This is a genomic window from Comamonas sp. NyZ500, from assembly GCF_016772095.1.
Taxonomy (GTDB): domain Bacteria; phylum Pseudomonadota; class Gammaproteobacteria; order Burkholderiales; family Burkholderiaceae_C; genus Comamonas; species Comamonas thiooxydans.
In genome coordinates this window covers 73,061-95,245 of the sequence record NZ_JAEIJE010000009.1, presented here as the reverse complement: position 1 = coordinate 95,245, position 22,185 = coordinate 73,061, and the positions used below count along the sequence as shown (strand labels likewise).

18 protein-coding genes are annotated in these 22,185 nt (G+C 63.3%); 4 read left to right on the top strand and 14 right to left on the bottom strand.

From position 1 onward, the window contains the following. Positions 1-25: 25 nt before the first annotated feature. The 3 genes from JAO85_RS15015 to JAO85_RS15005 all read left to right on the top strand — a co-directional run bounded on the left by JAO85_RS15015 (position 26) and on the right by JAO85_RS15005 (position 4,217). Positions 26-994: a bifunctional hydroxymethylpyrimidine kinase/phosphomethylpyrimidine kinase gene (locus tag JAO85_RS15015; RefSeq protein WP_012839730.1), complete on the top strand. Its 969-nt coding sequence runs from the start codon at positions 26-28 to the stop codon at positions 992-994. Then, positions 978-2,282 (top strand): glutamate-1-semialdehyde 2,1-aminomutase, encoded by a 1,305-nt coding sequence (gene hemL / locus JAO85_RS15010; RefSeq protein ID WP_003071150.1) that lies wholly within the window; start codon positions 978-980, stop codon positions 2,280-2,282. The genes JAO85_RS15015 and hemL overlap by 17 nt, the downstream gene beginning before the upstream one ends. A gap of 162 nt (positions 2,283-2,444) precedes the next feature. After that, positions 2,445-4,217 carry an alkaline phosphatase gene (locus tag JAO85_RS15005; RefSeq protein WP_202788420.1) on the top strand — a complete coding sequence of 591 codons (1,773 nt, stop codon included), beginning with the start codon at positions 2,445-2,447 and terminating at the stop codon, positions 4,215-4,217. 33 nt (positions 4,218-4,250) lie between these two features. Here JAO85_RS15005 and JAO85_RS15000 read toward each other — a convergent pair whose 3' ends face one another. From JAO85_RS15000 to JAO85_RS14965, 8 genes are all read right to left on the bottom strand, one after another. Then, positions 4,251-4,886 (bottom strand): DNA-3-methyladenine glycosylase I, encoded by a 636-nt coding sequence (locus tag JAO85_RS15000; protein ID WP_034354014.1) that lies wholly within the window; start codon positions 4,884-4,886, stop codon positions 4,251-4,253. A 138-nt stretch (positions 4,887-5,024) separates the two neighbouring features. After that, positions 5,025-6,509 (bottom strand): amino acid permease, encoded by a 1,485-nt coding sequence (locus JAO85_RS14995; protein ID WP_202788418.1) that lies wholly within the window; start codon positions 6,507-6,509, stop codon positions 5,025-5,027. 277 nt (positions 6,510-6,786) lie between these two features. Then, the gene (locus JAO85_RS14990; RefSeq protein ID WP_054075488.1) at positions 6,787-7,482 is read right to left on the bottom strand and encodes a phosphatase PAP2 family protein; all 696 of its coding nucleotides are present in this window, start codon (positions 7,480-7,482) and stop codon (positions 6,787-6,789) included. Between the two features lie 113 nt (positions 7,483-7,595). Next, positions 7,596-8,048 carry a c-type cytochrome gene (locus JAO85_RS14985; RefSeq protein WP_041744657.1) on the bottom strand — a complete coding sequence of 151 codons (453 nt, stop codon included), beginning with the start codon at positions 8,046-8,048 and terminating at the stop codon, positions 7,596-7,598. A 183-nt stretch (positions 8,049-8,231) separates the two neighbouring features. Continuing rightward, the gene (purH, locus tag JAO85_RS14980; RefSeq protein WP_054075486.1) at positions 8,232-9,830 is read right to left on the bottom strand and encodes a bifunctional phosphoribosylaminoimidazolecarboxamide formyltransferase/IMP cyclohydrolase; all 1,599 of its coding nucleotides are present in this window, start codon (positions 9,828-9,830) and stop codon (positions 8,232-8,234) included. Between the two features lie 87 nt (positions 9,831-9,917). Next, the gene (locus JAO85_RS14975) at positions 9,918-10,151 is read right to left on the bottom strand and encodes a Fis family transcriptional regulator (RefSeq protein WP_003071135.1); all 234 of its coding nucleotides are present in this window, start codon (positions 10,149-10,151) and stop codon (positions 9,918-9,920) included. Then, positions 10,148-11,212 carry a tRNA dihydrouridine synthase DusB gene (gene dusB, locus JAO85_RS14970; RefSeq protein WP_087865959.1) on the bottom strand — a complete coding sequence of 355 codons (1,065 nt, stop codon included), beginning with the start codon at positions 11,210-11,212 and terminating at the stop codon, positions 10,148-10,150. Before dusB ends, JAO85_RS14975 begins: the two co-directional genes overlap by 4 nt. A gap of 154 nt (positions 11,213-11,366) precedes the next feature. Continuing rightward, the gene (locus JAO85_RS14965) at positions 11,367-12,020 is read right to left on the bottom strand and encodes a M15 family metallopeptidase (RefSeq protein WP_202788416.1); all 654 of its coding nucleotides are present in this window, start codon (positions 12,018-12,020) and stop codon (positions 11,367-11,369) included. Between the two features lie 290 nt (positions 12,021-12,310). Between JAO85_RS14965 and JAO85_RS14960 the strand changes: the two genes are divergently transcribed. Further along, positions 12,311-12,832 (top strand): YqaA family protein, encoded by a 522-nt coding sequence (locus JAO85_RS14960; RefSeq protein ID WP_012839739.1) that lies wholly within the window; start codon positions 12,311-12,313, stop codon positions 12,830-12,832. A 1-nt stretch (position 12,833) separates the two neighbouring features. Here the strand turns inward: JAO85_RS14960 and JAO85_RS14955 are convergent, their stop codons facing one another. The 6 genes from JAO85_RS14955 to JAO85_RS14930 all read right to left on the bottom strand — a co-directional run bounded on the left by JAO85_RS14955 (position 12,834) and on the right by JAO85_RS14930 (position 21,924). Then, positions 12,834-14,201 (bottom strand): carbohydrate porin, encoded by a 1,368-nt coding sequence (locus JAO85_RS14955; RefSeq protein WP_237734856.1) that lies wholly within the window; start codon positions 14,199-14,201, stop codon positions 12,834-12,836. Between the two features lie 243 nt (positions 14,202-14,444). Then, positions 14,445-15,065, bottom strand: coding sequence for a response regulator transcription factor (locus tag JAO85_RS14950; RefSeq protein WP_012839741.1), 621 nt, complete (start codon positions 15,063-15,065; stop codon positions 14,445-14,447). Further along, entirely contained in the window at positions 15,058-16,158 is a 1,101-nt protein-coding gene (locus JAO85_RS14945; RefSeq protein WP_059440759.1) for a sensor histidine kinase, read from the bottom strand. The genes JAO85_RS14950 and JAO85_RS14945 overlap by 8 nt, the downstream gene beginning before the upstream one ends. 89 nt (positions 16,159-16,247) lie before the next feature. Continuing rightward, positions 16,248-17,573 carry a TolC family protein gene (locus JAO85_RS14940; RefSeq protein ID WP_012839743.1) on the bottom strand — a complete coding sequence of 442 codons (1,326 nt, stop codon included), beginning with the start codon at positions 17,571-17,573 and terminating at the stop codon, positions 16,248-16,250. Positions 17,574-17,611: 38 nt separating this feature from the next. Then, on the bottom strand, positions 17,612-20,782 hold the full coding sequence (locus JAO85_RS14935; protein WP_202788412.1) for an efflux RND transporter permease subunit: 3,171 nt from the start codon (positions 20,780-20,782) through the stop codon (positions 17,612-17,614). Further along, the gene (locus tag JAO85_RS14930) at positions 20,779-21,924 is read right to left on the bottom strand and encodes an efflux RND transporter periplasmic adaptor subunit (RefSeq protein WP_202788410.1); all 1,146 of its coding nucleotides are present in this window, start codon (positions 21,922-21,924) and stop codon (positions 20,779-20,781) included. The genes JAO85_RS14935 and JAO85_RS14930 overlap by 4 nt, the downstream gene beginning before the upstream one ends. Positions 21,925-22,185 lie beyond the last annotated feature (261 nt).

The following is a 22,185-nucleotide window of genomic DNA, read 5'->3' as shown; positions in this document are numbered from 1 at the left end:
TCCCGGGTGCAAACTGGGGTGCGCCATGGCATTGAACCCCATCTCCTCCACTCCCCCTCGCCGCACCCGCCAGGAAGAAGCGACAGAATCAGCACCCGTCTGCGTGCTGTCTTTCAACAGCAGTGACCCCAGCGGAGCCAGCGGGCTCTCGGCCGACATCGCCACCATCTCCTCCATCGGCGGTCATGCATTGCCCGTGGCCTGCGGCGCCTACGCCAGAGACACGGCCCGCATCTACGAGCACTTTGCACTCGACGATGACGCGGTGACCGAGCAGGCACGCATGGTGCTGGAGGACATTGCCGTCACCGCCATCAAGGTCGGCTTTGTAGGCAGCCCTGCCAACCTGGCCGCCATTGCCACTATCTCATCGGACTACCCCGACATTCCCATCATCAGCTACATGCCGGACCTGTCCTGGTGGGAGGACGACAAGCAGGATCAGTACCTGGATGCGTTCAAGGAGCTTGTCCTGCCTCAAACCTCGGTGTTGGTTGGAAACCACAACACGCTGTGGCGCTGGCTGCTGCCTGAATGGGAAAACAGCCGTGCACCCACGGCGCGCGACATTGCCATGGCCGCCGAGGCACTGGAAGTGCCTTATGTGCTGGTGACCGGCATCCCCCTGCCCGACCAGTTCGTGGACAACGTGCTGACCACGGCCCAGTCCGTATTGGGCAACAGCAAGTACGAGATGTTTGACGCCACGTTCACAGGTGCCGGTGATACGCTGTCCGCTGCGATTACGGCCCTGCTGGCCACTGGCAACGATCTGGGCGCCGCGACGCTGGAGGCACTGGAATACCTGGACCACAGCCTGGATGCAGGTTTTCGCCCCGGCATGGGCCACTATCTGCCCGATCGCCTGTTCTGGGCCCAGCCCACCGAGGACGAGGAGTCCGAAGACGAGCAGGCCGAAGATGCCACCGATGACGAACCCGACTCCAAGCCGATTGAAGGCTTTGTGATTCCCTCTCATGACACAAAACACTGATCTGAATATTGCATTGTTCGAGCGCGCCAAGGGCGTGATCCCCGGCGGCGTGAACTCGCCGGTGCGCGCTTTCGCCGCCGTGGGCGGCACGCCGCGCTTCGTGAAGCGCGCCCAGGGCGCTTATTTCTGGGACCAGAACGATCAGCAGTTCACCGACTACATCGGCAGCTGGGGCCCCATGATCCTGGGCCACGGTCACCCCGAAGTGGTCGAGGCCGTGCAGGCCGCCGTGCTCGAAGGCTTCAGCTTCGGCGCCCCCACCGAGCGCGAAGTCGTGCTGGCCGAGAAGATCCGCGCCCTCATGCCCAGCATGGACATGGTGCGCCTGGTCAGCTCCGGCACCGAAGCCGGCATGAGCGCGCTGCGCCTGGCGCGCGGCTACACGGGCCGCAACAAGATCATCAAGTTCAACGGCTGCTACCACGGCCATGCGGATGCGCTGCTGGTCAAGGCCGGCTCGGGTCTGGCCACCTTCGGCGCCTCTTCCTCGGCAGGCGTGCCTGCCGATGTGGCCAAGGACACCATCGTGCTGGAGTACAACGACGTTGCTCAGCTCGAAGAGGCCTTTGCCAAGATGGGCAGCGACATTGCCTGCGTCATCATGGAGCCGATTGCCGGCAATATGAACTTTGTGCGCGCCTCGGTGGACTTCACCCGCCGCATCTCCGAGCTGACCCGCGAGCATGGCGCGCTGCTGATCTATGACGAAGTCATGACGGGCTTTCGCGTCGCCCTGGGCAGCGCACAAAGCCTGTACGCCAAGGAGATCGAAGGCTTTGCGCCCGACATCACCGTGATGGGCAAGGTCATCGGCGGCGGCATGCCCATGGCGGCCTTCGGTGCCCGCCGCGAGATCATGGAAAAGCTCTCGCCGCTGGGCCCCGTCTACCAGGCCGGCACGCTGTCGGGCAACCCGATTGCCACGGCCTGCGGTCTGAAGACGCTGGAGCTGATCAGCCGCCCCGGCTTCCACGCCGAGCTGCACCTCAAGACCGGCCACCTGATGCAGGGCCTGAAGGCCGAAGCCAATGCCGCCGGCATTCCCTTCAGCGTGGACTGGCAAGGCGGGCTGTTCGGCTTTTATTTCCTGCCCGAGCTGCCCACGCACTACGCCCAGGTCATGAAGACCGACGGCAAGGTCTTCAACAAGTTCTACCACGGCATGCTGGAGCGCGGTCATTACTTTGCCCCGGCGCTGTATGAGGCAGGCTTTGTCAGCGCGGCGCACAGCGACGAAGATATCGACCGCACCATAGAAGCGGCCCGCGAAGTGTTCAAGACACTGTAAATCCCTGCCCGCCCAACAGGCCCTGCAGACCATGTCTGCAGGGCTTTTTCATTGTTGGCGGCGGACTGCGCCTGCGCCGGCTTCAGCCGCAGCCGCTCGGCGTTTCACAGCCACGTCATGGACGCTTGCCACGCTCGCGTTTTTGTCAGCAATGAAAGCACCATGACCGACGAATCCAGCAAGCCGCCGCTGCACAACCTGCTCAAGGGCACCACCGACCAAGCCAGTGAACTGAACCGCCGCCGCTTTGTGCGCCAGATGGCCTGGAGCGCCGGCGCAATGTCCGTGCTGCCGCTCGCGGCCTGCGGCGGCGGCGATGGCAGCCAGACAGAGGTCAAGCCGGCCGACCCCGAAGTCCGCTTCGTCCATGGCCTGGCCAGCGGCGACCCGCTGTCCGACCGCGTGATGCTCTGGACCCGCCTCACCCCGCCCGCCGGCCACCAGGCAGACATTCCCGTGCAATGGGAGCTGGCCAGCGACGCGGCGTTCGCCTCCATCGTGGCGCGCGGCGAGAGCAGCGCCACCGCCGCCAGGGACTTCACGGTCAAGGTCGATGCAGCCGGCCTCAAGCCGGCCACGGTCTATCACTTCCGCTTCCGCGCCCATGGCGTGACTTCGGCGGCAGCACGCACGCGTACCCTGCCCACCGGCTCGGTGGCCCAGGTCAGACTGGCTGTCTTCTCCTGCGCCAACTACCCGGCCGGCTACTTCAATGTATACGCCGATGCCGCCAGGCGCAGCGACCTGGACGCCACGGTACACCTGGGCGACTACATCTATGAATACGCGCGCGGCGGCTATGCCTCGGCCCAGGCCGAGGCCATGGGTCGTCTGGTCAATCCTGCCGGCGAAATTCTCTCGCTGGCCGACTACCGCCAGCGCCATGCCCAGTACAAGAGCGATGCCGACCTGCAGGCCCTGCATGCCGCCGCGCCCATGATCGCCATCTGGGACGACCACGAATTTGCCAACGACACCTGGAGTGCGGGAGCCGAGAATCACCAGCCCGGCGAGGGTGACTTCGCCATGCGCAAGGCCGCCGCCATGCAGGCATACCACGAGTGGATGCCCACGCGTACCGCGAGCGCCGAGCGGATCTACCGCAGCTTCGACTTTGGCAATCTGGTCTCGCTGCACATGCTGGACACCCGCGTGATAGGCCGCGACAAGCAGCTGGACTATGTCGATTTCATGACCTCTGCCGGCATCGACTCGGCGGGCTTCGCCACGGCCATGGCCAACCCGGCGCGCCAGTTGCTGGGGCAGACCCAGACACAGTGGCTGCAGCAGCAGATGGCGGCCTCCCGTGCCACCTGGCAGGTACTGGGCCAGCAGGTGCTGATGGGACGTATGAACATTCCCGCTCCCATACTCATGGAGACCATCCAAGCCGGTGCAGGCGTATCGGTCTCGCAGTACGCAACGCTGGTTGCCAAGGCGCAGACCGCGCCGGCCACACTCACACCTCAGGAGCAGGCCATCCTGGCCCAGCCTTCGATCCCCTACAACCTGGACGCCTGGGATGGCTACCAGGCCGCGCGCGAGACCGTTCTGGGCTCCGCGCGTCAGCTCGGCAAGAAGCTGGTGGTGCTGGCCGGCGACACGCACAACGCCTGGGCCAGCGAGCTGCAGGACATGAACGGCAAGGCCGTGGGCGTGGAGTTTGCGACCTCCTCGGTCAGCTCGCCGGGCTTCGAGGAATACCTGCCGGGCGAAGACCCCGCTACGCTGGCCGCTGCGCTGCAACAGCTCATCAAGCCGCTCAAATACTGCGACACCTCGCGCCGCGGCTATATGCTGGTGACGGCCACGGCGGACGCCTGCCGCGCCGACTGGGTATATGTGAACACCATCAGCAACCGCCAGTTCACCGCCAGCACCGAAGCCTCCATGAAAGTTCTGGCCAGCGCGCCGGGGCTGCTGGTCAAGGCTTGACCCCCGGGCCGGCAAGGCGGAACAAGCCCGCCCTCAGGGCCTCTGAAAAGCGGCTCTGGCGCGTTCCACTTCAGCTCTGGTGATGCAGCCCGGCGCATGGTCGTTGACCATGCCCATGGCCTGCATCAGCGCATACATGGTGGTCGGCCCGACAAACTTCCAGCCGCGCTTCTTGAGCTCCTTGGACAGGGTTTGCGACTCCGGCGTCTGAGCCTGAATAGTCGTGCCTGTCGATGGCACAGCAGGCTGATAGCGCCAGAAGAACGCGGCCAGAGAGCCTTCGGCCTGGACCATTTCGATGGCCCGCTGGGCGTTGTTGATCACGGCTTCAATCTTGCCGCGGTGGCGCACGATACCCGCGTCCTGCAACAGGCGCTGCACATCGGCCTCGCCGAACTGCGCCACGCGATGAAAATCGAAACCCGCAAAGGCCGCGCGAAAGTTCTCGCGCTTGTTGAGAATGGTCAGCCAGCTCAGGCCGGACTGAAAGCCTTCCAGACAGAGTTTCTCGAACAGGCGCTGATCGCTGCCCACCGGAAATCCCCATTCGCGGTCGTGATAGTGCACATAGCCCGGCGTGGCCAGACACCAGCGGCAGCGCTGCTGGCCGTCTTCAGCGGACTGGGTGGGGGAGCGGGTCGGCGTGGTCTCGGTGGGTTCGGTACTCATGCCCAGCACTCTAACCAATGCAAAAGCCCTGCAGGTCGTTCCCTGCAGGGCTTTTATTTTGATAGCTTCTTGCGATTGATATCAAACGATTTCAGATACAAAACATATTGAAATCAAGAAATACCATGCGCTGATAGCTCACTTTTTATCCGTCTGAGCCAGGCGCGAATGACGCATGCCATAGGCCATATAGATCACAGCACCCAGCGCCATCCAGCCCAGAAAGCGCAGCCAGGTCAGCGTGGTCAGATTCAGCATCAGATAAAAGCACAGCAGGGCCGAGAGCACTGGCAGCACAGGCACAAAAGGCACGCGGTAGCCAGCTCCGGCGTCGGGACGCTTTTTGCGCAGCACCAGCACGCCGATGCTGACCAGCACAAAGGCCGACAGCGTGCCGATGTTGATCATCTCCTCCAGCAGCTCCACCTTGGTAAAGCCTGCCAGCAGCGCCACGATCACGCCCACAACCAGTTGCAGGCGAACCGGCGTCTTGCGCCTGGCCGATGTCACGCCCCAGCTGCGCGGCAGCAGGCCGTCGCGGCACAAGGCCAGCAACACGCGCGAGCTGCCCATCAGCAGCACCATGACCACGGTGGTCATGCCGATCAGCACGCCGACCGAGATGACCTGCGCCGCCCAGCCGGCGCCCACGGCAATGAATGCAGTGGCCAGCGACGGGTTCTCGGCCCTGGCCAGTGCCGTATAGGGCACCATGCCGGTCAGCGCCAGCGTGACCAGGATGTAGAGCACCGTCACCAGCACCAGCCCGCCGAGAATGCCGCGTGGCAGCGTGCGCTGCGGGTCCTTGACCTCTTCGGCCGAGGTTGCCACCACATCAAAGCCCAGGAAGGCGAAGAACACCAGCGATGCGCCCGAGATCACGCCCAGCCAGCCATACTGGCTGGGCTCGGCACCAAACAACCAGGCCAGCATGGGCTGCCCCCACAGGTCACCGCTTACGCCATGAGCCACCACGGGCGGCTGTGCACTGGGCACAAAAGGCCTGAAGTTGTCGGTGTTCATGTAGGTGAAGCCGACGACGATCACAAACACGGTGATCGCCAGCTTGATGACGGTGAACAGGTTGTTGACCTTGGCCGAGACCTGGGTGCCTGCGATCAGCAAGGCCGTGAACACGGCCACGATGAAGAACGGCCCCCAGTTCAGCGAGAAGCCGCCGATCTCGACGCTCTGCGCGATCTCCAGCCCTGCCGTGGAGAACACGGCCGACAGATAGATACCCCAGTACTTGGCCAGCACGGCAGCGGCCGAGATCATCTCCAGCAGCAGATTCCAGCCAATGATCCAGGCCAGGCCCTCGCCCAGCGTCAGATAGGTATAGGTATAGGCGCTGCCCGTGACGGGCACGGTGGAGGCGAACTCCGCATAGCACATGATGGCCAGCGCGCAGGTCGCGGCCGCCAGAATGAAGGAGAAAATCACGGCCGGCCCGGCAAAGCTGCCGGCTGCGCGAGCACCCACCGAGAAAATCCCCGCGCCCACGGCCACGGCCAGGCCCAGAATCATCAGATCGAAAACACCCAGCGTGCGCTGGAGCTGCCGGCCCGGCTCGTCGGAATCGGCCAGCGCCTGTTCAATGGTTTTGGTTTTCAGCCACTGCATGCATATCCTCGGGCTCTTAGCGGCGCTTTCGGCCCGGTCCTTTTTGTCAAAAAGGCATCCTAGGGATTTCACCAGTGATGCGCAGATTCCCTGCAGCATCACCAGTCCATCTGCATGTTTTGTGCAGGCCCGGCTGCACACCCATCTCAAAACAGACTAGTCAGGCCCGCGTTTCACGAAGCCTGCACCGCGCTCAAAAATCGCGCTGCAGTCCTGCATGCAAGCGAGCACTGACGCAGGATTCAAAAAGACCCGAGGCAGAGCGATCCTGCCCGGCTCAGATACGCGGAGGCTGTGGCGGCACATCGGCCGGGCGAATCAGCAGGCAAAGCACTGGCACCAGCATCAGCGCAGTGACCACATCCAGCACATGGTGCTGATGCACCAGCATGGTTGAGGCGCAGATGGCCACGCTCCATAGCGCAATCAGCAGACACAGCCCCCTGCGACCACGCTGCCATTGCGCCTGGCAGATGGCCAGACAGGTCAGCGCCGTGTAGACGATGTGTAAAGAGGGCAGCAGATTGTGCGGCTTGTCCACCAAGAACATGGTCGCAAAAATGCTGCGATAGGGCTCGAATTCGGGAATCGCGCGCTCGAAGGCCAAATTTGCCGGAAACAGCACGAAGATCAGACCGCAGATCAGCGTACCCAACACCTGGCGCTTGCCCAGCGCCGCCGTGCCGGGCTGCCCCACCAGCCAGAACGGCAGGGCCAGAAACGGGAAAAACGAGAAATAGACAAAGATGAATTCCGGCACCAGCGGAATCATGGCATCCCAGCGCGTGATGAAGTCATAGCGCTGGTCGCGCAGGCTGGCCAGCCAGTTGGCCGTAGGATAGATCGCGTAGGTGGCGATGTTCACCCATATGGCCCAGAAGACAAAGCCACGCTGGCGAGCCGGACCAGCCCCGGATCCGTGGACTGCCTGATCGGCGGGGCGAAGAGCGGGAGCACGCGCGGGTTTTGCCATGAGCGGATTATGAAAGCAAGGCCTGCCACCCTGCGTAGGCTGCAAAGCAAAAAAGGCTAGCAGCGCAAAGCGCTGGCAGCCTTGGAATTCACGCAGGATCTCGGCAACCGGGCCTATTGAGCCGCGGCCGATGGCGCCTGAGCCGACAGCACCCAACGGGCCATCTGCAGAGAATCGGCCTCGCTGATCTGCGGGTGGCGCGGCATGATCACATTGCCCCAGACACCCACGCTGCCGCTGCGAATCTTGTCTGCCAGATAGCTCTGGGCATCGGCTTGCGAGCCGTACTTCTGTGCGATCTCCGTAAAGCCCGGGCCCACAAATTTGCGGTCCAAACCATGGCAGCGCATGCAATCTGCGCCCTCCACCAGCTTTCGGGCTGCTGCCAGCTCGGGCTTGGCAGCCACCAGCGCATCCGCCGCCTTCTCGGCCGTGCTGACCCGCATGATGCGCCAGCCGATATTGGCCACGCCCAGTGCCGACGCCAGCATGACCAGCCCGATCAGCCAGCCAATCCAGCGCGGACGCGGCGGGTAGTTTTCTTCGTCGTCGATGGGATCTGTCATACCAAGCACCAGATTCAAAAAAGAATGGCCAGCAAATGCCGGCCACAGAGCACAAAGCACAAAACTGGCGCGCCCTAAAACCAGAGACACCAAGGAAGCGCCGTCGCGCACCGAGGGTGTCGTCCCCCTCCGGCGCTCAGCGCCAGAGAGGGGGAAGGCGCGATAGCGCCTCAGGGGGAGCAATTAGTGCCTGAAGTGGCGCACGCCGGTGAACACCATGGCCACGCCACGCTCGTTGGCCGCATCGATCACTTCCTGATCGCGCATGGAGCCGCCAGGCTGGGCCACGCAGGTGGCACCGGCATCGACCACCACGTCCAGTCCGTCGCGGAAGGGGAAGAAGGCATCCGACGCCACGACGGTGTTCTGCAGCGACAGCTTGGCGGCTTCGGCCTTGATGGAGGCGATGCGGGCCGAATCCAGGCGCGACATCTGACCTGCGCCCACGCCCATGGTCATGCCGTTCTTGCAGAAGACGATGGCATTGGACTTGACGAACTTGGCCACGTTCCAGGCGAACAGCAGGTCCTGAAGCTCTTCGGGGGTAGGCTGCTTGACGGTCACGACCTTGAGGTCGGCCAGCTTGAGCTCATGGTTGTCCGAGGTCTGCAGCAGCAGGCCCGAGCCGATGCGCTTGGACTCGATGGCGTTGCGGCCGTTGTCCCAGTCGGTTGCGCCGCCGGCGGGCAGAGCGATCTTCATCAGGCGCACATTGACCTTGGCCTTGAAGATTTCCAGGGCTTCGGCGCTGAACTCGGGAGCCATCAGCACTTCGACGAACTGCTTGGACACGGCTTCGGCAGCGGCCTTGTCCACAGTGCGGTTGAAGGCGATGATGCCGCCGAAGGCGCTGGTGGGGTCGGTCTGGAAGGCCTTGGAATAGGCTTCGAAGGCATTCGCGCCCACGGCCACGCCGCAGGGGTTGGCGTGCTTGACGATCACGCAGGCAGGGGTGTCAAAGCTCTTGACGCATTCCCAGGCCGCATCGGCGTCGGCGATATTGTTGTAGCTCAGCTCCTTGCCCTGCAGCTGCACGCCCGTGGCCAGCGAGCCGGGAGCGGGGTACAGATCGCGGTACCAGGCGGCTTGCTGGTGGCTGTTTTCACCGTAGCGCAGATCCTGCACCTTGATGAAATGGCCGTTGGACTGGCCGCCGAACAGGGCGCGCTCGGGCACATATTCTTCGCTGAGCTTTTCGTCTTCGAACTTGACGCTAGACAGATAGTCGCTGATCGCTCCGTCGTACTGGGCAATGCGGTTGAAGGCCGCCACGGACAACGCAAAACGCAGCTTGTCGGACAGCTTGCCATTCGCCTTGAGTTCGGCCAGCACGGCTTCGTACTGGTCGGCAGCGGTCAGAACGCCCACATCCTTCCAGTTCTTGGCAGCGGAACGCACCATGGCGGGGCCGCCGATATCGATGTTCTCGATGGCGTCGGCCAGCGTGCAGCCGGCCTTGGCCACGGTAGCTTCAAAGGGGTAGAGGTTCACGACCAGCAGATCGATGGTCTCGATGCCATGTTCCTTCAAAGCAGCCATGTGCTCGGGCAGTTCGCGGCGAGCCAGCAGACCACCGTGCACCATGGGGTGCAAGGTCTTGACGCGGCCATCCAGCATCTCGGGGAATCGGGTGACTTCGGCGACTTCGGTCACGGGCAGGCCCACGCCTGCCAGCAGCTTGGCGGTGCCACCGGTGGACAGCAGTTGCACGCCAAGAGCGTGCAGGGCTTGCGCAAATTCGACGATACCGGTCTTGTCAGAGACGGAGATCAGAGCTTTCATGGGCGTCAATTCAAAGTTTGGATAAAAACAAGCTGCAAGTGCAGATATATCAAGCGCTTGCAGCTATGGATTTGGTAGCTTCGTCGTTCAGAGCAATTCGTGATCGACGAGCTTTTTGCGCAGGGTGTTGCGATTCAGGCCCAGCCATTCGGCGGCGCGCGACTGGTTGTTGTCGGCCTGGCCCATCACCACTTCCAGCAGCGGTTTTTCGACAAGACGAATCACCATGTCGTAGACATTGGCCGGTGTTTCGCCCTCGAGATCGCGGAAATAGCCCTCCAGGCTATCGCGAACGACTTGTTCTAAATTCTGATTGCTCATGCAGCCATTTCTGCCGGTTCGTCCAGCTCGCTGCTTGCTTCAGCAGCGGCCGTGGCCACCGGGATCCGCTCCATCTGCTGCCCCAGGGCATCCAGATAGTCGGCCACGGCCTGCCATTGCACCGCACAGTCCTCAATAGTGTTGATGTGTTTTCTGAACTCTTCCCCGCCCGGCAGAGCTCGCAGATACCACGCAATATGCTTGCGGGCGCTGCGCACGCCGACTCCCTCGCCATACAGGCTGTAGTGATCTTGCAAATGTTCGAGCAGCAGACGACGCAGCTCGGCCACCAGGGGAGGAGCCAGATGCTCGCCCGTGGCCAGAAAGTGCGCGATCTCGCGAAAGATCCACGGCCTGCCCTGGGCTGCACGGCCGACCATGATGGCGTCCGCCCCCGTATAGGCCAGCACATCGCGGGCCTTTTCAGGGCTGTTGACATCGCCATTGGCCACCACGGGCACTTTGACGGCCTGCTTGACGGCCGCAATCGTGTCGTACTCGGCAAAGCCCTTGTAGCCCTGCTCGCGCGTGCGGCCGTGCACGGTCAGCATCTGGATGCCGACATCTTCAAACTGGCGCGCCAGCAGAACTGCGTTCTTGTGCGTATCGCACCAGCCTGTGCGCATCTTCAGGGTGACGGGCACGTTGTAGGGACGTGCGGCCTCCACCACGGCCTGGGCAATTTCCACGGCCAGCGGCTCGTTCTGCATCAGGGCGGAACCCGCCCATTTGTTGCAGACCTTCTTGGCCGGGCAGCCCATGTTGATGTCGATGATCTGCGCGCCGCGCTCGATGTTGTAGATGGCAGCCTCGGCCATCATGGGCGCTTCGGTGCCGGCAATCTGGACAGAGATCGGCCCAGACTCGCCTTCATGGTTGGCACGGCGACTGGTCTTGAGACTGTTCCACAAGTCCTTGCGGCTGGTCACCATCTCGCTGACCGCATAACCGGCCCCCAGTGCCTTGCACAGCTGACGAAACGGCCGGTCCGTCACACCCGCCATGGGAGCGACAAACAGACGATTTGCCAATGGAATATGACCAATGTGCAGGGCGGGCATGGAGAGAATTTGGTTTCTGCGGCAGACAATGTCTGGCACAGACCGGGCGCTGGAAAAGAGGGGGCAATTATACCTGCTCAAATTTTCAGCAAAACCAAACTCCATGCATCACCCTCCGAGGCGAGTCACTATCGGGCAATGCAGCACCGGCGTCTCAGTTTTTACGCACCGGCATATCAAAGTACTGCTCGGGATAGGGCTCGCTGACCAACGTGTAATGCCACCACTCCTCTGGCAGGTTCTTCCATCCGTTGCGCTGCATCAGGCTGCGCAGCCAGCGGCGGTTGTGCTGCACATCGGGCGATTGCTGGGCATTGTCGGTATGCGACTGCTCGTCAAAGAGATCGAAGGGCGTTCCCATGTCCACTTCGATACCGTCGGCCAGCGGGCCACGCACCAGCTTTCTGGCGCGCTTGGCATCCACCACCAGCAGCGTAATGTCCACGGTGCTGGCACGGCTGTGACCCGATTTCTCGGCGATATAGCCACGCTTGAAGAGCTCGCTCTTGGGCACGCGCGGGTAATACATGTCCTTGTTTTTCTGATCGGCCATATCGCGCCCCCAGCGCACAAAGTCGTCGACGGCCGCCTGGGGTCGGTAACAGTCATAGACCTTCAGAGCCAGCCCCTGTCCAGCCAGTTCCTTTTGAACAGCTGCCAGAGATTCGGCAGCCACGCGGCTGAGCCAGCAAACCCCGGCTTCGTAGCCAGCCACGGGGCGGCCCATGAAGTTGTGCTTGGAGACATAGCGCATGTCCTGCTTGATGCCGGGCGCCAGCGTCGCCAGCGGCACCAGATCGGCAGCCACCGTGACTGCTGATCTGGCATCGGACGGCGCGATGGTCTTTATGTTCGATGCGCAACCAGCTATCAAAAGCAAAACGACCGCCAGGCCTGCGGCCTGACTCGATCGCATCATTTTTTTTAGAGGGCTGAAAGCCATTCCTACTCCCATTGATCTGGCGTTACCGGATAACACCTGTGTACGCATTTGGATAAGAAACCATATATCAACAGCCTGCAACTATGGCCGATGACCGAGAAATGACAGGATGCAAAGTTCAGGGAATTGAGCGACCCGCCTAAACTAGCCGCCCTATGGAAGCGTGGATACATCAGTTGCTGCAATGGCTGGCCCTGCCGGAGCTGGGCCTTAGCACCGTGTTTGTCGTGGCCCTGGTCTCGGCCACCCTGCTGCCGCTGGGTTCTGAGCCCGTGGTGGCCGCACTGGTCTCAGCCAACCCCGATCTGTTCTGGCCCGCCATTGTGGTCGCCACGGCGGGCAACACGCTGGGTGGGGCCATCAGCTGGTGGATGGGACTGGCCGCCAACCAGGCCTGGAACAAGGCCAAAAAGCTGCGCCGACATGGAGAGCCGCCGCCCCAGAACATGCACCACAAGTCACGCTGGAACCGCATCGCCCGTTACTGGCTGCGCAAATACGGCGCCAAGGCCTGCCTGCTGAGCTGGCTGCCCGTCGTCGGCGACCCGCTATGCGCGGTCGCCGGCTGGGTGCGCCTGCCTTTCTGGCCCTGCGTCGCCTATATGGCAGTTGGAAAATTCCTGCGCTATACCTTGATGACGGCAGGCCTGCACCAGATCATCCTGCGGTTTTTCTAGATCAGAACTCGGTGTGCAAACGCACAGCCAGTGCGTTGACGGGCCCACGGTCCGCGTTGTATGCAGGGTTGCGGATATGCTGCCAGTCAAAGCTGATGCTGGATTGTTTGCTGATCCCCACGCTGTAGAACATCTCGAGAATATTCTCGGGCTTGTAGTTCAGACGCCCGTCACCAATGAACGCCCCCACCCCGCCCTCTGCCAGATACCGACGGTGTGTGGACGAGAGGAAATTGCGCGCCACGCCTATGCCCAGCGTATCGTTCGCCCGTCCCCATTTGCGCCCCTGGATCAGCAGACCCGCAGAAAGAGAGCGGTCGATTTCCGTGAAGGCATAGATTTCCGTCTTGCCATCGGCCCAGCTGCCACGGGCAAAAAGACCCACGTCATCACTCAGCGCCTGCTCCAGGTTGATGCCGAAGCCTTGCTTGCTTCTGGCACCGTAGCGCGCAACATTCAGATCCGGCACCGCCCCGGTCTGCGCCGCCAGGTTGAGTGCATCGTCATAGCGCGTCATCACGGCGTGGTTGCGAAAGACCAAAGCACGCAACTTGCCCGGCTGGCCCGCCAGCGTGTGCGCGTGGGCTACTTCCAGCTGATCGCCGTAGTGTTTGAAAATTCGATAGTCCAGCGGCTGGCCGTTGGGCTCCTTGGGCTGGATGAAGCGACCGAAGCGCACCTCCCAGTCGTCGTGAAACCACTCCAGCACCGCCCCCCAGCTGTAACCTCTGGCATCTGCGGCATAGTCAAACGCGCCTTGAGTCATCAGCGACCAGTTCATGAACTGCGTGCGCGGATCATGGCTGTAGCGGTTGTCGTCAAAGATATCGATGACCGCCAGATTGCCCACCGTGAGCACAGTACGACGCTTGTCCACCATGCCCGCCAACTGCCTTGCCTCCGACTCCACCGCCTCTTGCTCGCCGCCATGACTCCAGGTCTGGCGCAAGAATGCACGGGCGCGATAGAGCTTCAATCTTGCTCCCGAAGTTTTGGCCAATTCCCCATTGGTAAAGCCGCCCAGGCCTGCCAGTCCCGACAGAGGAATGCCCTGCGCGCCTTCCAGATCAAGATAGACCTCCCCCGCGGCCCATGGACGGTATCCGAGAGATGCAGTGGTCGTGAAGGAGTAGCTGCGCTCGCGCCCCGGCAACAGGCTTTTCTCTCCGGTATAGGGTGCAGAAAAGGACGGCTTGCGCTGCCAGACATAGGTGGCCTGGAACTTGGCATTCCACCTCTCAGGCTCTGTGTTTCCCCCACCCGCATCAGCTGCTGACGCTGCTGCAGAGGCTTCTTCACTGCCTGCATGGACTGGCTCTGCACTCTGCTGCGCATGAGCAGGCAGCCCCCATATCATGCACAAGGACATCAAACTGCCCGTGCAAAGCTTGGTGAAACCAATTTTGTTATTGAATGTTCTTTGCTGACGCATTGACCGCTCCTGGCGAACCCGCCATTGTGAACTGGCAAACCCGCACACGCTCCAGAAAATTCATGCGCAATCTGCACATGGAAACCGACACGAACAATTCTTACGTTCGCCGTACCGGCACCCGCGACGCCTGCTGCGCCTGCGAAGTGACAGTCCGGCAGGCCAACCATGTGGCTGCCATCAGCGGATGCTCAGCTTCTCCAGCATGCGCACCAGCTCGGCAACCGAGCCAGCTTCCATCTTGCGCATGGCTTGAGATCGCCTGACTTTGATGGTGATTTCGCTGACATCCAGCTCTCCCGCGATCTGCTTGTTGAGCATGCCTCGCACCACGCCAATCAACACCGACTGCTCCCCACTGGACAGCGAATTCCAACGCGAACGCAACTCCAGCAACTGCCCATCCTGCGCGCGACGCTGGCGATCAAGGGCAATACCTTGCTGTATGGCATCCAGCAAGTCCTGATCGCGAAACGGCTTGGTCAGAAACTCTATGGCCCCGGTCTTCATGGCCTCCACGCTCATGGGAATATCGCCATGGCCGGTGATGAAGATGGTAGGGAAACGCAGCCCCTGCTCCAGCATCTGGCGCCTGAACTCCATACCGCTCTGGCCCGGCATGCGGATGTCCAGCACCAGGCAGGCCGGCCCCTCGGGCGGGCTCAGCTCCAGATGGGCGAGAAAGTCGCGCGTCGCGCCGAAGGCGGACACGACCAGTCCCACGGAGAGAAGCAAATCCTCGATGGCCGCGCGCACCGAGGCGTCGTCATCGATCACATACACGGTTTCGAGCTCAGCCAAGCTTGTGTCCTCCTGATGCGGGATCACCCGAGGCGACGAGAGCCGCGATGGTCACATGAAACACGGCGCCGCTGTGCCCGTCCTCTCGCTCTGTGGCCCAGATGCGGCCACCGTTGGCCTCGGCCATGTGGCGACTGATGTTCAACCCCAGACCCATGCCCTCACGCTTGGTGCTCCAGAAGGCATCGAACAAATGGCTTTTAGCCAGCGGCGATAGCCCCTCTCCCGCATCGGTGACTGTCAGCACCAGCTGCTGGCCCAAGGCCTGGGTAGCCACGGCAATGCGCCGCTGCACGGCCGGCGTTTCCTGCATGGCGTCCATGGCGTTGAGCAGCAGATTGCCCAGCACCTGCAAAAACTGCACTCGGTCGCACCAGGCCGGCGCCAGACCCGGCGCCAGTTGCAGGTCCATGGCAATGGCGCGCTGGTTCAGGTCCGCGCCCGACAGATTCACCATTTCGCGCACTGCCTCGTTGAGATCGAACTTCTGCTTGCTCGGTGCCTCGCCGCGCGCCATGGAGCGGATACGCGCAATGACCTCGCTGGCGCGCCGCGCATCACCCAGGATGCGCTCCAGCGCCTGACCGGCTTTTTCGAGATTCGGTGGCTGCTGAGCCAGCCAGCGCTGGCTGGCATTGCCGCTGGTGACGATGGCGGCCAGCGGCTGGTTGACCTCATGGGCGATCGAGGCCGTCACCTGTCCCAGGCTGGTGGCCTGAGTGATGCGCAGCAACTGGGTCTGTGCTGCGTGGGCCGCATTCTGGGCGGCCACCATCTTCAGGCCCAGATAGGCCGTGATAACGATGGCCAGGATGCTGATGCCCGTGTTGATGAGTCCGGTTCGGTAGGCGCCAGCCGGCGTCAGCGCAAAGCTGGCCAGGGTGAGCGCTATGCACAGCGCCGTGGTGCCTATCACCAGGCGCGGGCTGAACCAGCGCACCGCCACGAGGATGACGGCCGTGTGGAACACGGCCGCGGCCACCGCATACTCGGTCAGCGTATCCAGCGCGAAGATGGCTGCCATGGTCGCTGCCATGCCAGCCAGGATCAGGGCCCGGCGCAGATGCAGGAAGCGTTGCGGTTTGGCTGTCATGGCATGCAGGGCGGAGCTCAGGGCGTGAAAGACCCGTTGATTGTGGCGCAAGATGCGCGCACGCCAGCCCTGCCCGCCTACTCCACTCATCACAGCGCGGGCCGCTGGCCTATGCTCAGTTGCAGATCGACCGTAGCCTTGGCCAGATCAGCATTGGCCTGCAGATAGCCGAGGTAGGCATCATCGGCCGAGCGCTGGGCCGACAGCAGCTCCAGCAATGAAGCCTGGCCGTGACGGTAGGACAGTCGGATGCTCTCGAGCACGCGCTGCGCATCCGCCAGCACATTGCTGCGATAGCGCTCCACATTCTCCTGCGCCGCCGCGAAACGGAAGTAGGCGGAGCGCACATCAGCCTCGGCCTTGTGCTGCGACTGCTGCAGCCCCAGCATGGCCTGGGTCACGATGGCCTCGGCCTGCAGCACCTCACCGCGGTTCAGGCGCGAGAACGGGATGGGCACGCTCACCGAGACCGACAACATGCGCGAGCGGTTGTTCGCATCGAAGACATTGCCTTTGGCATCCACACCCGCAGACGTGGCTGGTATGGCGGTCAATCCCACGGCCAGCGTGGGATTGACCCAGCGGTTGGCCTGGGCCAGGCCGGCATTGTCGCGCGCATTGTCCAGCGTGGCCTGGGCCACGCGCACATCGCTGCGCACATGCAGGGCCTGGGTCACCAGGACATCGATGCTCTTGTCGTTCGCAAAGGGCTGGAAATCGCATTGCAGCTCGTCGGAGCCGAAAATCTCCAGGATCCTGCGCCCCAGCGGCACGCTCAGGGCCAGACGTGAGGTCTGGGCATCGGCGCGGGCCTGCGTCACGTCGGCCTGGAACTGGTCGCGCTCCACGCGCGACTGCCGCCACTCAACGGTGCCGACGTCGCCGGCCTTGCGTCGCACCTCGTTGGCCTTGACCACATCGGACAGAGCATTGAGAGTCTGCTCCTTGCGCTCCAGCGCCTGGCGATCGCGGCAGGCCTGTGTGAAGTCCTGGGCCGCATCGGAGAACAGCTGGGTGCGGAATCCCTCGACCCCAGCCTCGGCCAGCCGTACCTGGCTGCGTGCGGCGCGAATGCGAGCCGAGCGCTTGCCGCCGGTCTCCAGCTCCATGCTGAGTTCATAGGTACGGTTCTGCGGGCGCGGCAGGCCGCTATTGACCTGCTCGCGCGCAGCGCCCAGCGAGAGCTGGGGATCGGGTCGTATGCCCGCGATGCCGACGCCAGCCCGGGCCGACACCACGTTCTGCTGCTGTGATTGCAGGTCCAGGCTGTGCTGCTCGACAGCGCTCAGATAGTCGCTGAAGCGCAGCCCGGCGGCGGCGGGCTGCGCCGCGGCCTGGGCCAATGCCGTGCCACCCAGGCCCAGCGTCGCCAGCAGCAGAGCCAGGCGCTTGAGGGAAAGAAAGGGAAATTGCATGGTGCTTCCAAGTTGGTAGGTATCGCGCGGGCCCGGACTCAGGGGGCCATGCGCTCCGCGGCGGCCGATGTCGTCACCGGAGCGGCATCCTCGTCGTCGAGTTCCCCGCGCTCGGCCGCTCGCCGGCGCTTGCGCTCAAGCGCACGCTGGGCACGCAGCTCGATCACGTAATAGAGATTGGGCAGCAGCAGCAGGGTAAGCAAGGTGGCGCTGGCCAGCCCGCAGACCACCACGGTGGCCAGCGGCCGCTGCACATCACTGCCCAGGCCCGTAGCAAGCATGGCCGGCATGAGACCGAAGGCTGCCACCGTGGCCGTCATCAGCACCGGACGCATGCGGCTCGATGCCCCCTCGAGCACGGCATCGCGCAACTCCAGACCGTCCTCGCGACGCAGCCGGTTGATCTGCGAAACCATGAGCACGCCCGACAGCACGGCCACACCGAACAGCGCGATGAAACCCACGGCACTCGAGACATTGAGCGTCATGCCGCGCAGATGCAGTCCGGCAAAGCCGCCGATCATGGCCAGCGGCACCACGCCCAGCACCAGCAGCGGCTGGCGCAGATTGCCGAACTCGCCGAACAGCAGCACCAGCATGATGCCCAGCGTTAGTGGCAGGATGACCAGCAGCCGTGCCTCGGCACGCTGCAGGTTCTCGAACTGGCCGCCCCACTCGATATGGGTCTTCTGGTGGTCGTACTGGAGCTGGGCATCGAGAGCCTCATGCGCATCCTTGAGGAAGCCCGCGAGATCACGGCCGCGCACATTGAGCTTGACCAGAATGTGGCGCTCGCCGCCCTCGCGCACGATCACGCTCTGTCCCACCGTAGTGCTGATGCGCGCCACATCGGCCAACGGCACCTGGGCGCCATTGGCAGCGGCCAGACGCAGCGCGCCTATGGCTTCGGGGTCACTGCGAGTGCCGGGCGCGAAGCGCACCGTCATGTCGTAGCTGCGTTCACCCACGTAGAGCTGGCCTATGGAGGCCCCACCCACACCCGTGGAGATCAGCTGGGCCACATCGGCCGCGTTGATGCCGTAGCGCGCGGCTGCCGCACGGTCCAGGTCTATGCGCAGATTGGGCAGCGGCGGCTCGATGTCCACGGCCACATCGGCCGCACCGGGCACCTTGGACAGAATGCCCACCATCTCGTCGGCCACGCGCCGGTCCTCGCTCAGGTCCTGGCCGTAGACCTTCACGGTCAGGTCGCTGTGCGCCCCCGAGAGCTTGTCCTGCACGCCGTCGATCATGGGCTGCATGAAGCCCACGGTATAGCCAGGCATCCTCTCGAAATGCTCAGCCATCTTGGCAATCAGTTGCTGCTTGTTCAGGCCCGACTTCCATTGATCGTAAGGATGCAGGCCCACGCTGGCCTCGATGTGCGAAGGCGTCCAGTAATCGGTGCCGTCGTCGTTGCGTCCAGTCTGGGTCACGACATAGGACACCTCGGGGAACTCCAGCGTGGCCCGACGCAGCTCGTCGGCCATGTCGCGGGCTTTGTCCAGCGTGATGCCGGGAGGCATCTGCACCTGCAGCCAGATCGAGCCCTCGTCCAGATAAGGCAGGAAGTCGCGGCCTATGGTGCCGGCCAGCAGCACCAGCGCCACCATCGCCGCCGCCACGGCCCCTACCAGCCAGCGCATCTTCCCCACAGCGTCGCTGAGAAAGCGGTCATAGCGCTCGCCCAGGAAGTAGAGCACGGGGTTGTGGAAGATCTTGCGCGGACAGCGAAAGGCCATCCAGGCCAGGCCCGGCGTGAGCAGCAGCGCCACGGCCAGCGCTCCCACCAGGGCCGCCCCCACGGCACTGGCCATGGGCGAGAACAGCTTGTACTCGATGCGCTCGAAACCGAACAGCGGCAGATAGGCAGCGGCGATCACGCACATGCCGAAGAAGATGGGGCGCGCCACCTGCAGCGTGGCCGAGATGGCGTCGCGCGGCGTCAAGGGCTTGTCCTTCTGGGCCTCGCGGCGGCGCAGAATGTTCTCGACCACGACCACAGCACCGTCCACCAAAATACCGAAATCTATGGCTCCCAGCGACAGCAGATTTGCCGGGATCCTGGCGTGATGCATGAAGACGAAGGCCAGCAGCAGCGCCATGGGAATCGTCAGCGCCACGATCAGCGCCGCGCGCGGGCTGCCGAGGAACAGCAGCAGCACCAGGGTCACGACGATCATGCCTTCGGCCAGGGTCTTGCCCACGGTATGCGTGGTGCGCTCGATCAGCGTGGTGCGGTCCAGATAGGGCACGACCTTGACGTCGGGCGGCAGCAGCTTCTCGTTGAGCTCCTTCACTGCGGCATGGATGCCTTCCAGCGCCTTGGAGGGGTTTGCGTCCTTGAGCAGCAGCACGATGCCTTCCAGCGTGTCGGAGTTGTCGTCCTTGCCCAGAATGCCGCGGCGCTCCACATTGCCATAGGTCAGGCGCCCCAGGTCCTTGACCAGAATCGGCGTGCCGTTGTCCGAGGTCTTGACCACCACATTGCCCATGTCGTCGAGCGATCTCAGCAGGCCCACGCCGCGCACCACATAAGAGACTTCGCCACGGTCTATGACGCTGCCGCCGCCGCTGGCGTTGTTGGCATTGAGGGCCTCGATCACCTGGGACAGGGTCAGCCCGTACTGCAGCAGGCGCGCGGGGTCGAGTTCGAGCATGAACTGCGTGGTCAGGCCGCCAAAATTCGTCACGTCCGCCACGGACTGTGCTTTCTTGAGGCGCGGAATCACCACCCACTGCTGCAGCTCGGACAACTCGCGCAGGCTGTGTGTGGGGCTTTCCAGCGTATAGCGGTAGACCTCGCCCGTGGGCGAGCTGTAGGGGTCGAGCGCGGCGCGCGCGCCATAGGGAAGATCGACCTCGTCCATGCGCTCCTTGAGGCGCTGGCGCGCCCAGTAGCCATCGACCCCGTCCTCGAACACCACGGTGATCAGCGACAGGCCGAACAGACTGCGCGAACGCAGCACATGCATGGCCGGTGTGGCCAGCAGCGCACGCTCCAGCGGAATCGTGATCTGCTGCTCGATTTCCTCGGCCGCCAGACCCGGCACCTGGGTGACGATCTGCGAGGTCACATCGGCGATGTCGGGATAGGCCTCGAGCGGCAGCTGCTTCCAGCTGAACCCGCCATACAGGGCTGCAAAGATGAAGATCAGCCACACCACGCCGCGACGTGCAAAACTGAGATTGACGATGCGCTCGATCATTGCAGCAGCACTCCACCGTTGACGACGATGCGCTCGCCGGCCGCCAGGCCCGAGCGGATCTCCACCTTGCCATCCTGCTGCTCGCCGACCTGCACGTCGCGTGGCTCAAAGCGGGCGCCCTTGTCCGTGCGCCCCTTGTCTACGAACACCCGTGAGCTCACATTGCCCTGGAGCAGCGCCGTGGTCGGCACCATGAGGGCGTCACGACCCGGTCCGTCGAAGCTCACGCGCGCAAACATACCCGGGCGCAACCGCCCTTCGCGGTTGTCCACGGCCACGCGCACCTTGACGCTGCGCGTGGCGGCATCAACGATCTCACCCACGTATTGCACACGGCCTTCGAGCTTGAGGTCGGGATAGGCGGTCAGCGCGATATGCGCTTGCTGGCCCACATCCACATGGGCTAGGTCGCGCTCAGGCACGCTGGCGCTGAGCCAGACCTTGCTGAGATCGGCCACGGTCATCACCGAGGCATTCACGTCGTTCCAATAGCCGCCCTGCGAGCCTGCCATTTCCACCACGCGTCCGCTGATCGGCGACTTGATCACATAGCTGCCGCGCGAGCTGGCCTGCACATCGGCACCAAGCTGAGCCAGGCGGTCGCTCGCAGCGCGCGCATCGGCGCTGGCTGCGGCCAGCGCCTGCTGCGCGGCCTCGTAGTCCTTGCGCGCCGCGATCTCGGCATCAAACAGCAGCTTCTGGCGGTCGAACTCCTGACGCGCCAGCAGCAGCGCGGACTGGGCCTTGGCATTGTCCGCCCGAGCGACCGAGATATCGGAGGAGTCCATGGTGATCAAGGCCTCGCCGACCTTGACCGGGTCGCCGAGCTGTCGATGCAGATGCACCAGCCGGCCTGCGACCGGAGGCGTGATCTTGACCATCTTTTCAGGCTCGGCCTCGATATTCGCCGGCGCCGAGATCAGGGTTTGGACCTGCTCCTGGGTGGCCTGTGCCAGCCTCAGCTGCGCCAGCACTGGAGATTGCGACGGCACCACGACCAGATTGCCTTCGCGGTGCAGCGCAGTCCGGCTATCGGCAGCGGCGGCCGGCGTCTGTTTGTCGCCGTTGCAGGCAGCGAGTGCCAGACACAACAGCAGGCAGGCAGGCCCTACGGGACTGCAGGAGTTCAGGGCTTGTTTCATAAGCAGCAAACAATGGCATCGATATGGCCAGGGCAGGTCCCGGCCCAGGATTGATCCTGTCTCGCCCTCGCAACTTCTTGAATACAGAAGCAGCTTTGCAGCAGGACAGAAAAGCGGGAGAGCATGAGGAAGCCGCGCGCCATAGCGCCGTCAAGGAATGGGCATCCAAAGGGAACTTCTCCATGCGATGGGCGGCAAAGCATGCCGCCGTGGCGCCAGGGTCTGGTGCCCTGATCCCCGCCTTTGATTATCAAACCCACC

What these genes read in the sequence shown, in the direction of transcription:
- JAO85_RS14975 (WP_003071135.1), bottom strand. Translation starts at nt 10,151, where the DNA reads ATGAGCAATCAGAATTTAGAACAAGTCGTTCGCGATAGCCTGGAGGGC.
- JAO85_RS14930 (WP_202788410.1), bottom strand. Translation starts at nt 21,924, where the DNA reads ATGAAACAAGCCCTGAACTCCTGCAGTCCCGTAGGGCCTGCCTGCCTG.
- JAO85_RS14990 (WP_054075488.1), bottom strand. Translation starts at nt 7,482, where the DNA reads ATGGCAAAACCCGCGCGTGCTCCCGCTCTTCGCCCCGCCGATCAGGCA.
- JAO85_RS15000 (WP_034354014.1), bottom strand. Translation starts at nt 4,886, where the DNA reads ATGAGTACCGAACCCACCGAGACCACGCCGACCCGCTCCCCCACCCAG.
- JAO85_RS14985 (WP_041744657.1), bottom strand. Translation starts at nt 8,048, where the DNA reads ATGACAGATCCCATCGACGACGAAGAAAACTACCCGCCGCGTCCGCGC.
- JAO85_RS14945 (WP_059440759.1), bottom strand. Translation starts at nt 16,158, where the DNA reads ATGACAGCCAAACCGCAACGCTTCCTGCATCTGCGCCGGGCCCTGATC.
- hemL (WP_003071150.1), top strand. Translation starts at nt 978, where the DNA reads ATGACACAAAACACTGATCTGAATATTGCATTGTTCGAGCGCGCCAAG.
- JAO85_RS14995 (WP_202788418.1), bottom strand. Translation starts at nt 6,509, where the DNA reads ATGCAGTGGCTGAAAACCAAAACCATTGAACAGGCGCTGGCCGATTCC.
- JAO85_RS15015 (WP_012839730.1), top strand. Translation starts at nt 26, where the DNA reads ATGGCATTGAACCCCATCTCCTCCACTCCCCCTCGCCGCACCCGCCAG.
- JAO85_RS14960 (WP_012839739.1), top strand. Translation starts at nt 12,311, where the DNA reads ATGGAAGCGTGGATACATCAGTTGCTGCAATGGCTGGCCCTGCCGGAG.
- dusB (WP_087865959.1), bottom strand. Translation starts at nt 11,212, where the DNA reads ATGCCCGCCCTGCACATTGGTCATATTCCATTGGCAAATCGTCTGTTT.
- JAO85_RS15005 (WP_202788420.1), top strand. Translation starts at nt 2,445, where the DNA reads ATGACCGACGAATCCAGCAAGCCGCCGCTGCACAACCTGCTCAAGGGC.
- JAO85_RS14935 (WP_202788412.1), bottom strand. Translation starts at nt 20,782, where the DNA reads ATGATCGAGCGCATCGTCAATCTCAGTTTTGCACGTCGCGGCGTGGTG.
- JAO85_RS14955 (WP_237734856.1), bottom strand. Translation starts at nt 14,201, where the DNA reads ATGTCCTTGTGCATGATATGGGGGCTGCCTGCTCATGCGCAGCAGAGT.
- purH (WP_054075486.1), bottom strand. Translation starts at nt 9,830, where the DNA reads ATGAAAGCTCTGATCTCCGTCTCTGACAAGACCGGTATCGTCGAATTT.
- JAO85_RS14940 (WP_012839743.1), bottom strand. Translation starts at nt 17,573, where the DNA reads ATGCAATTTCCCTTTCTTTCCCTCAAGCGCCTGGCTCTGCTGCTGGCG.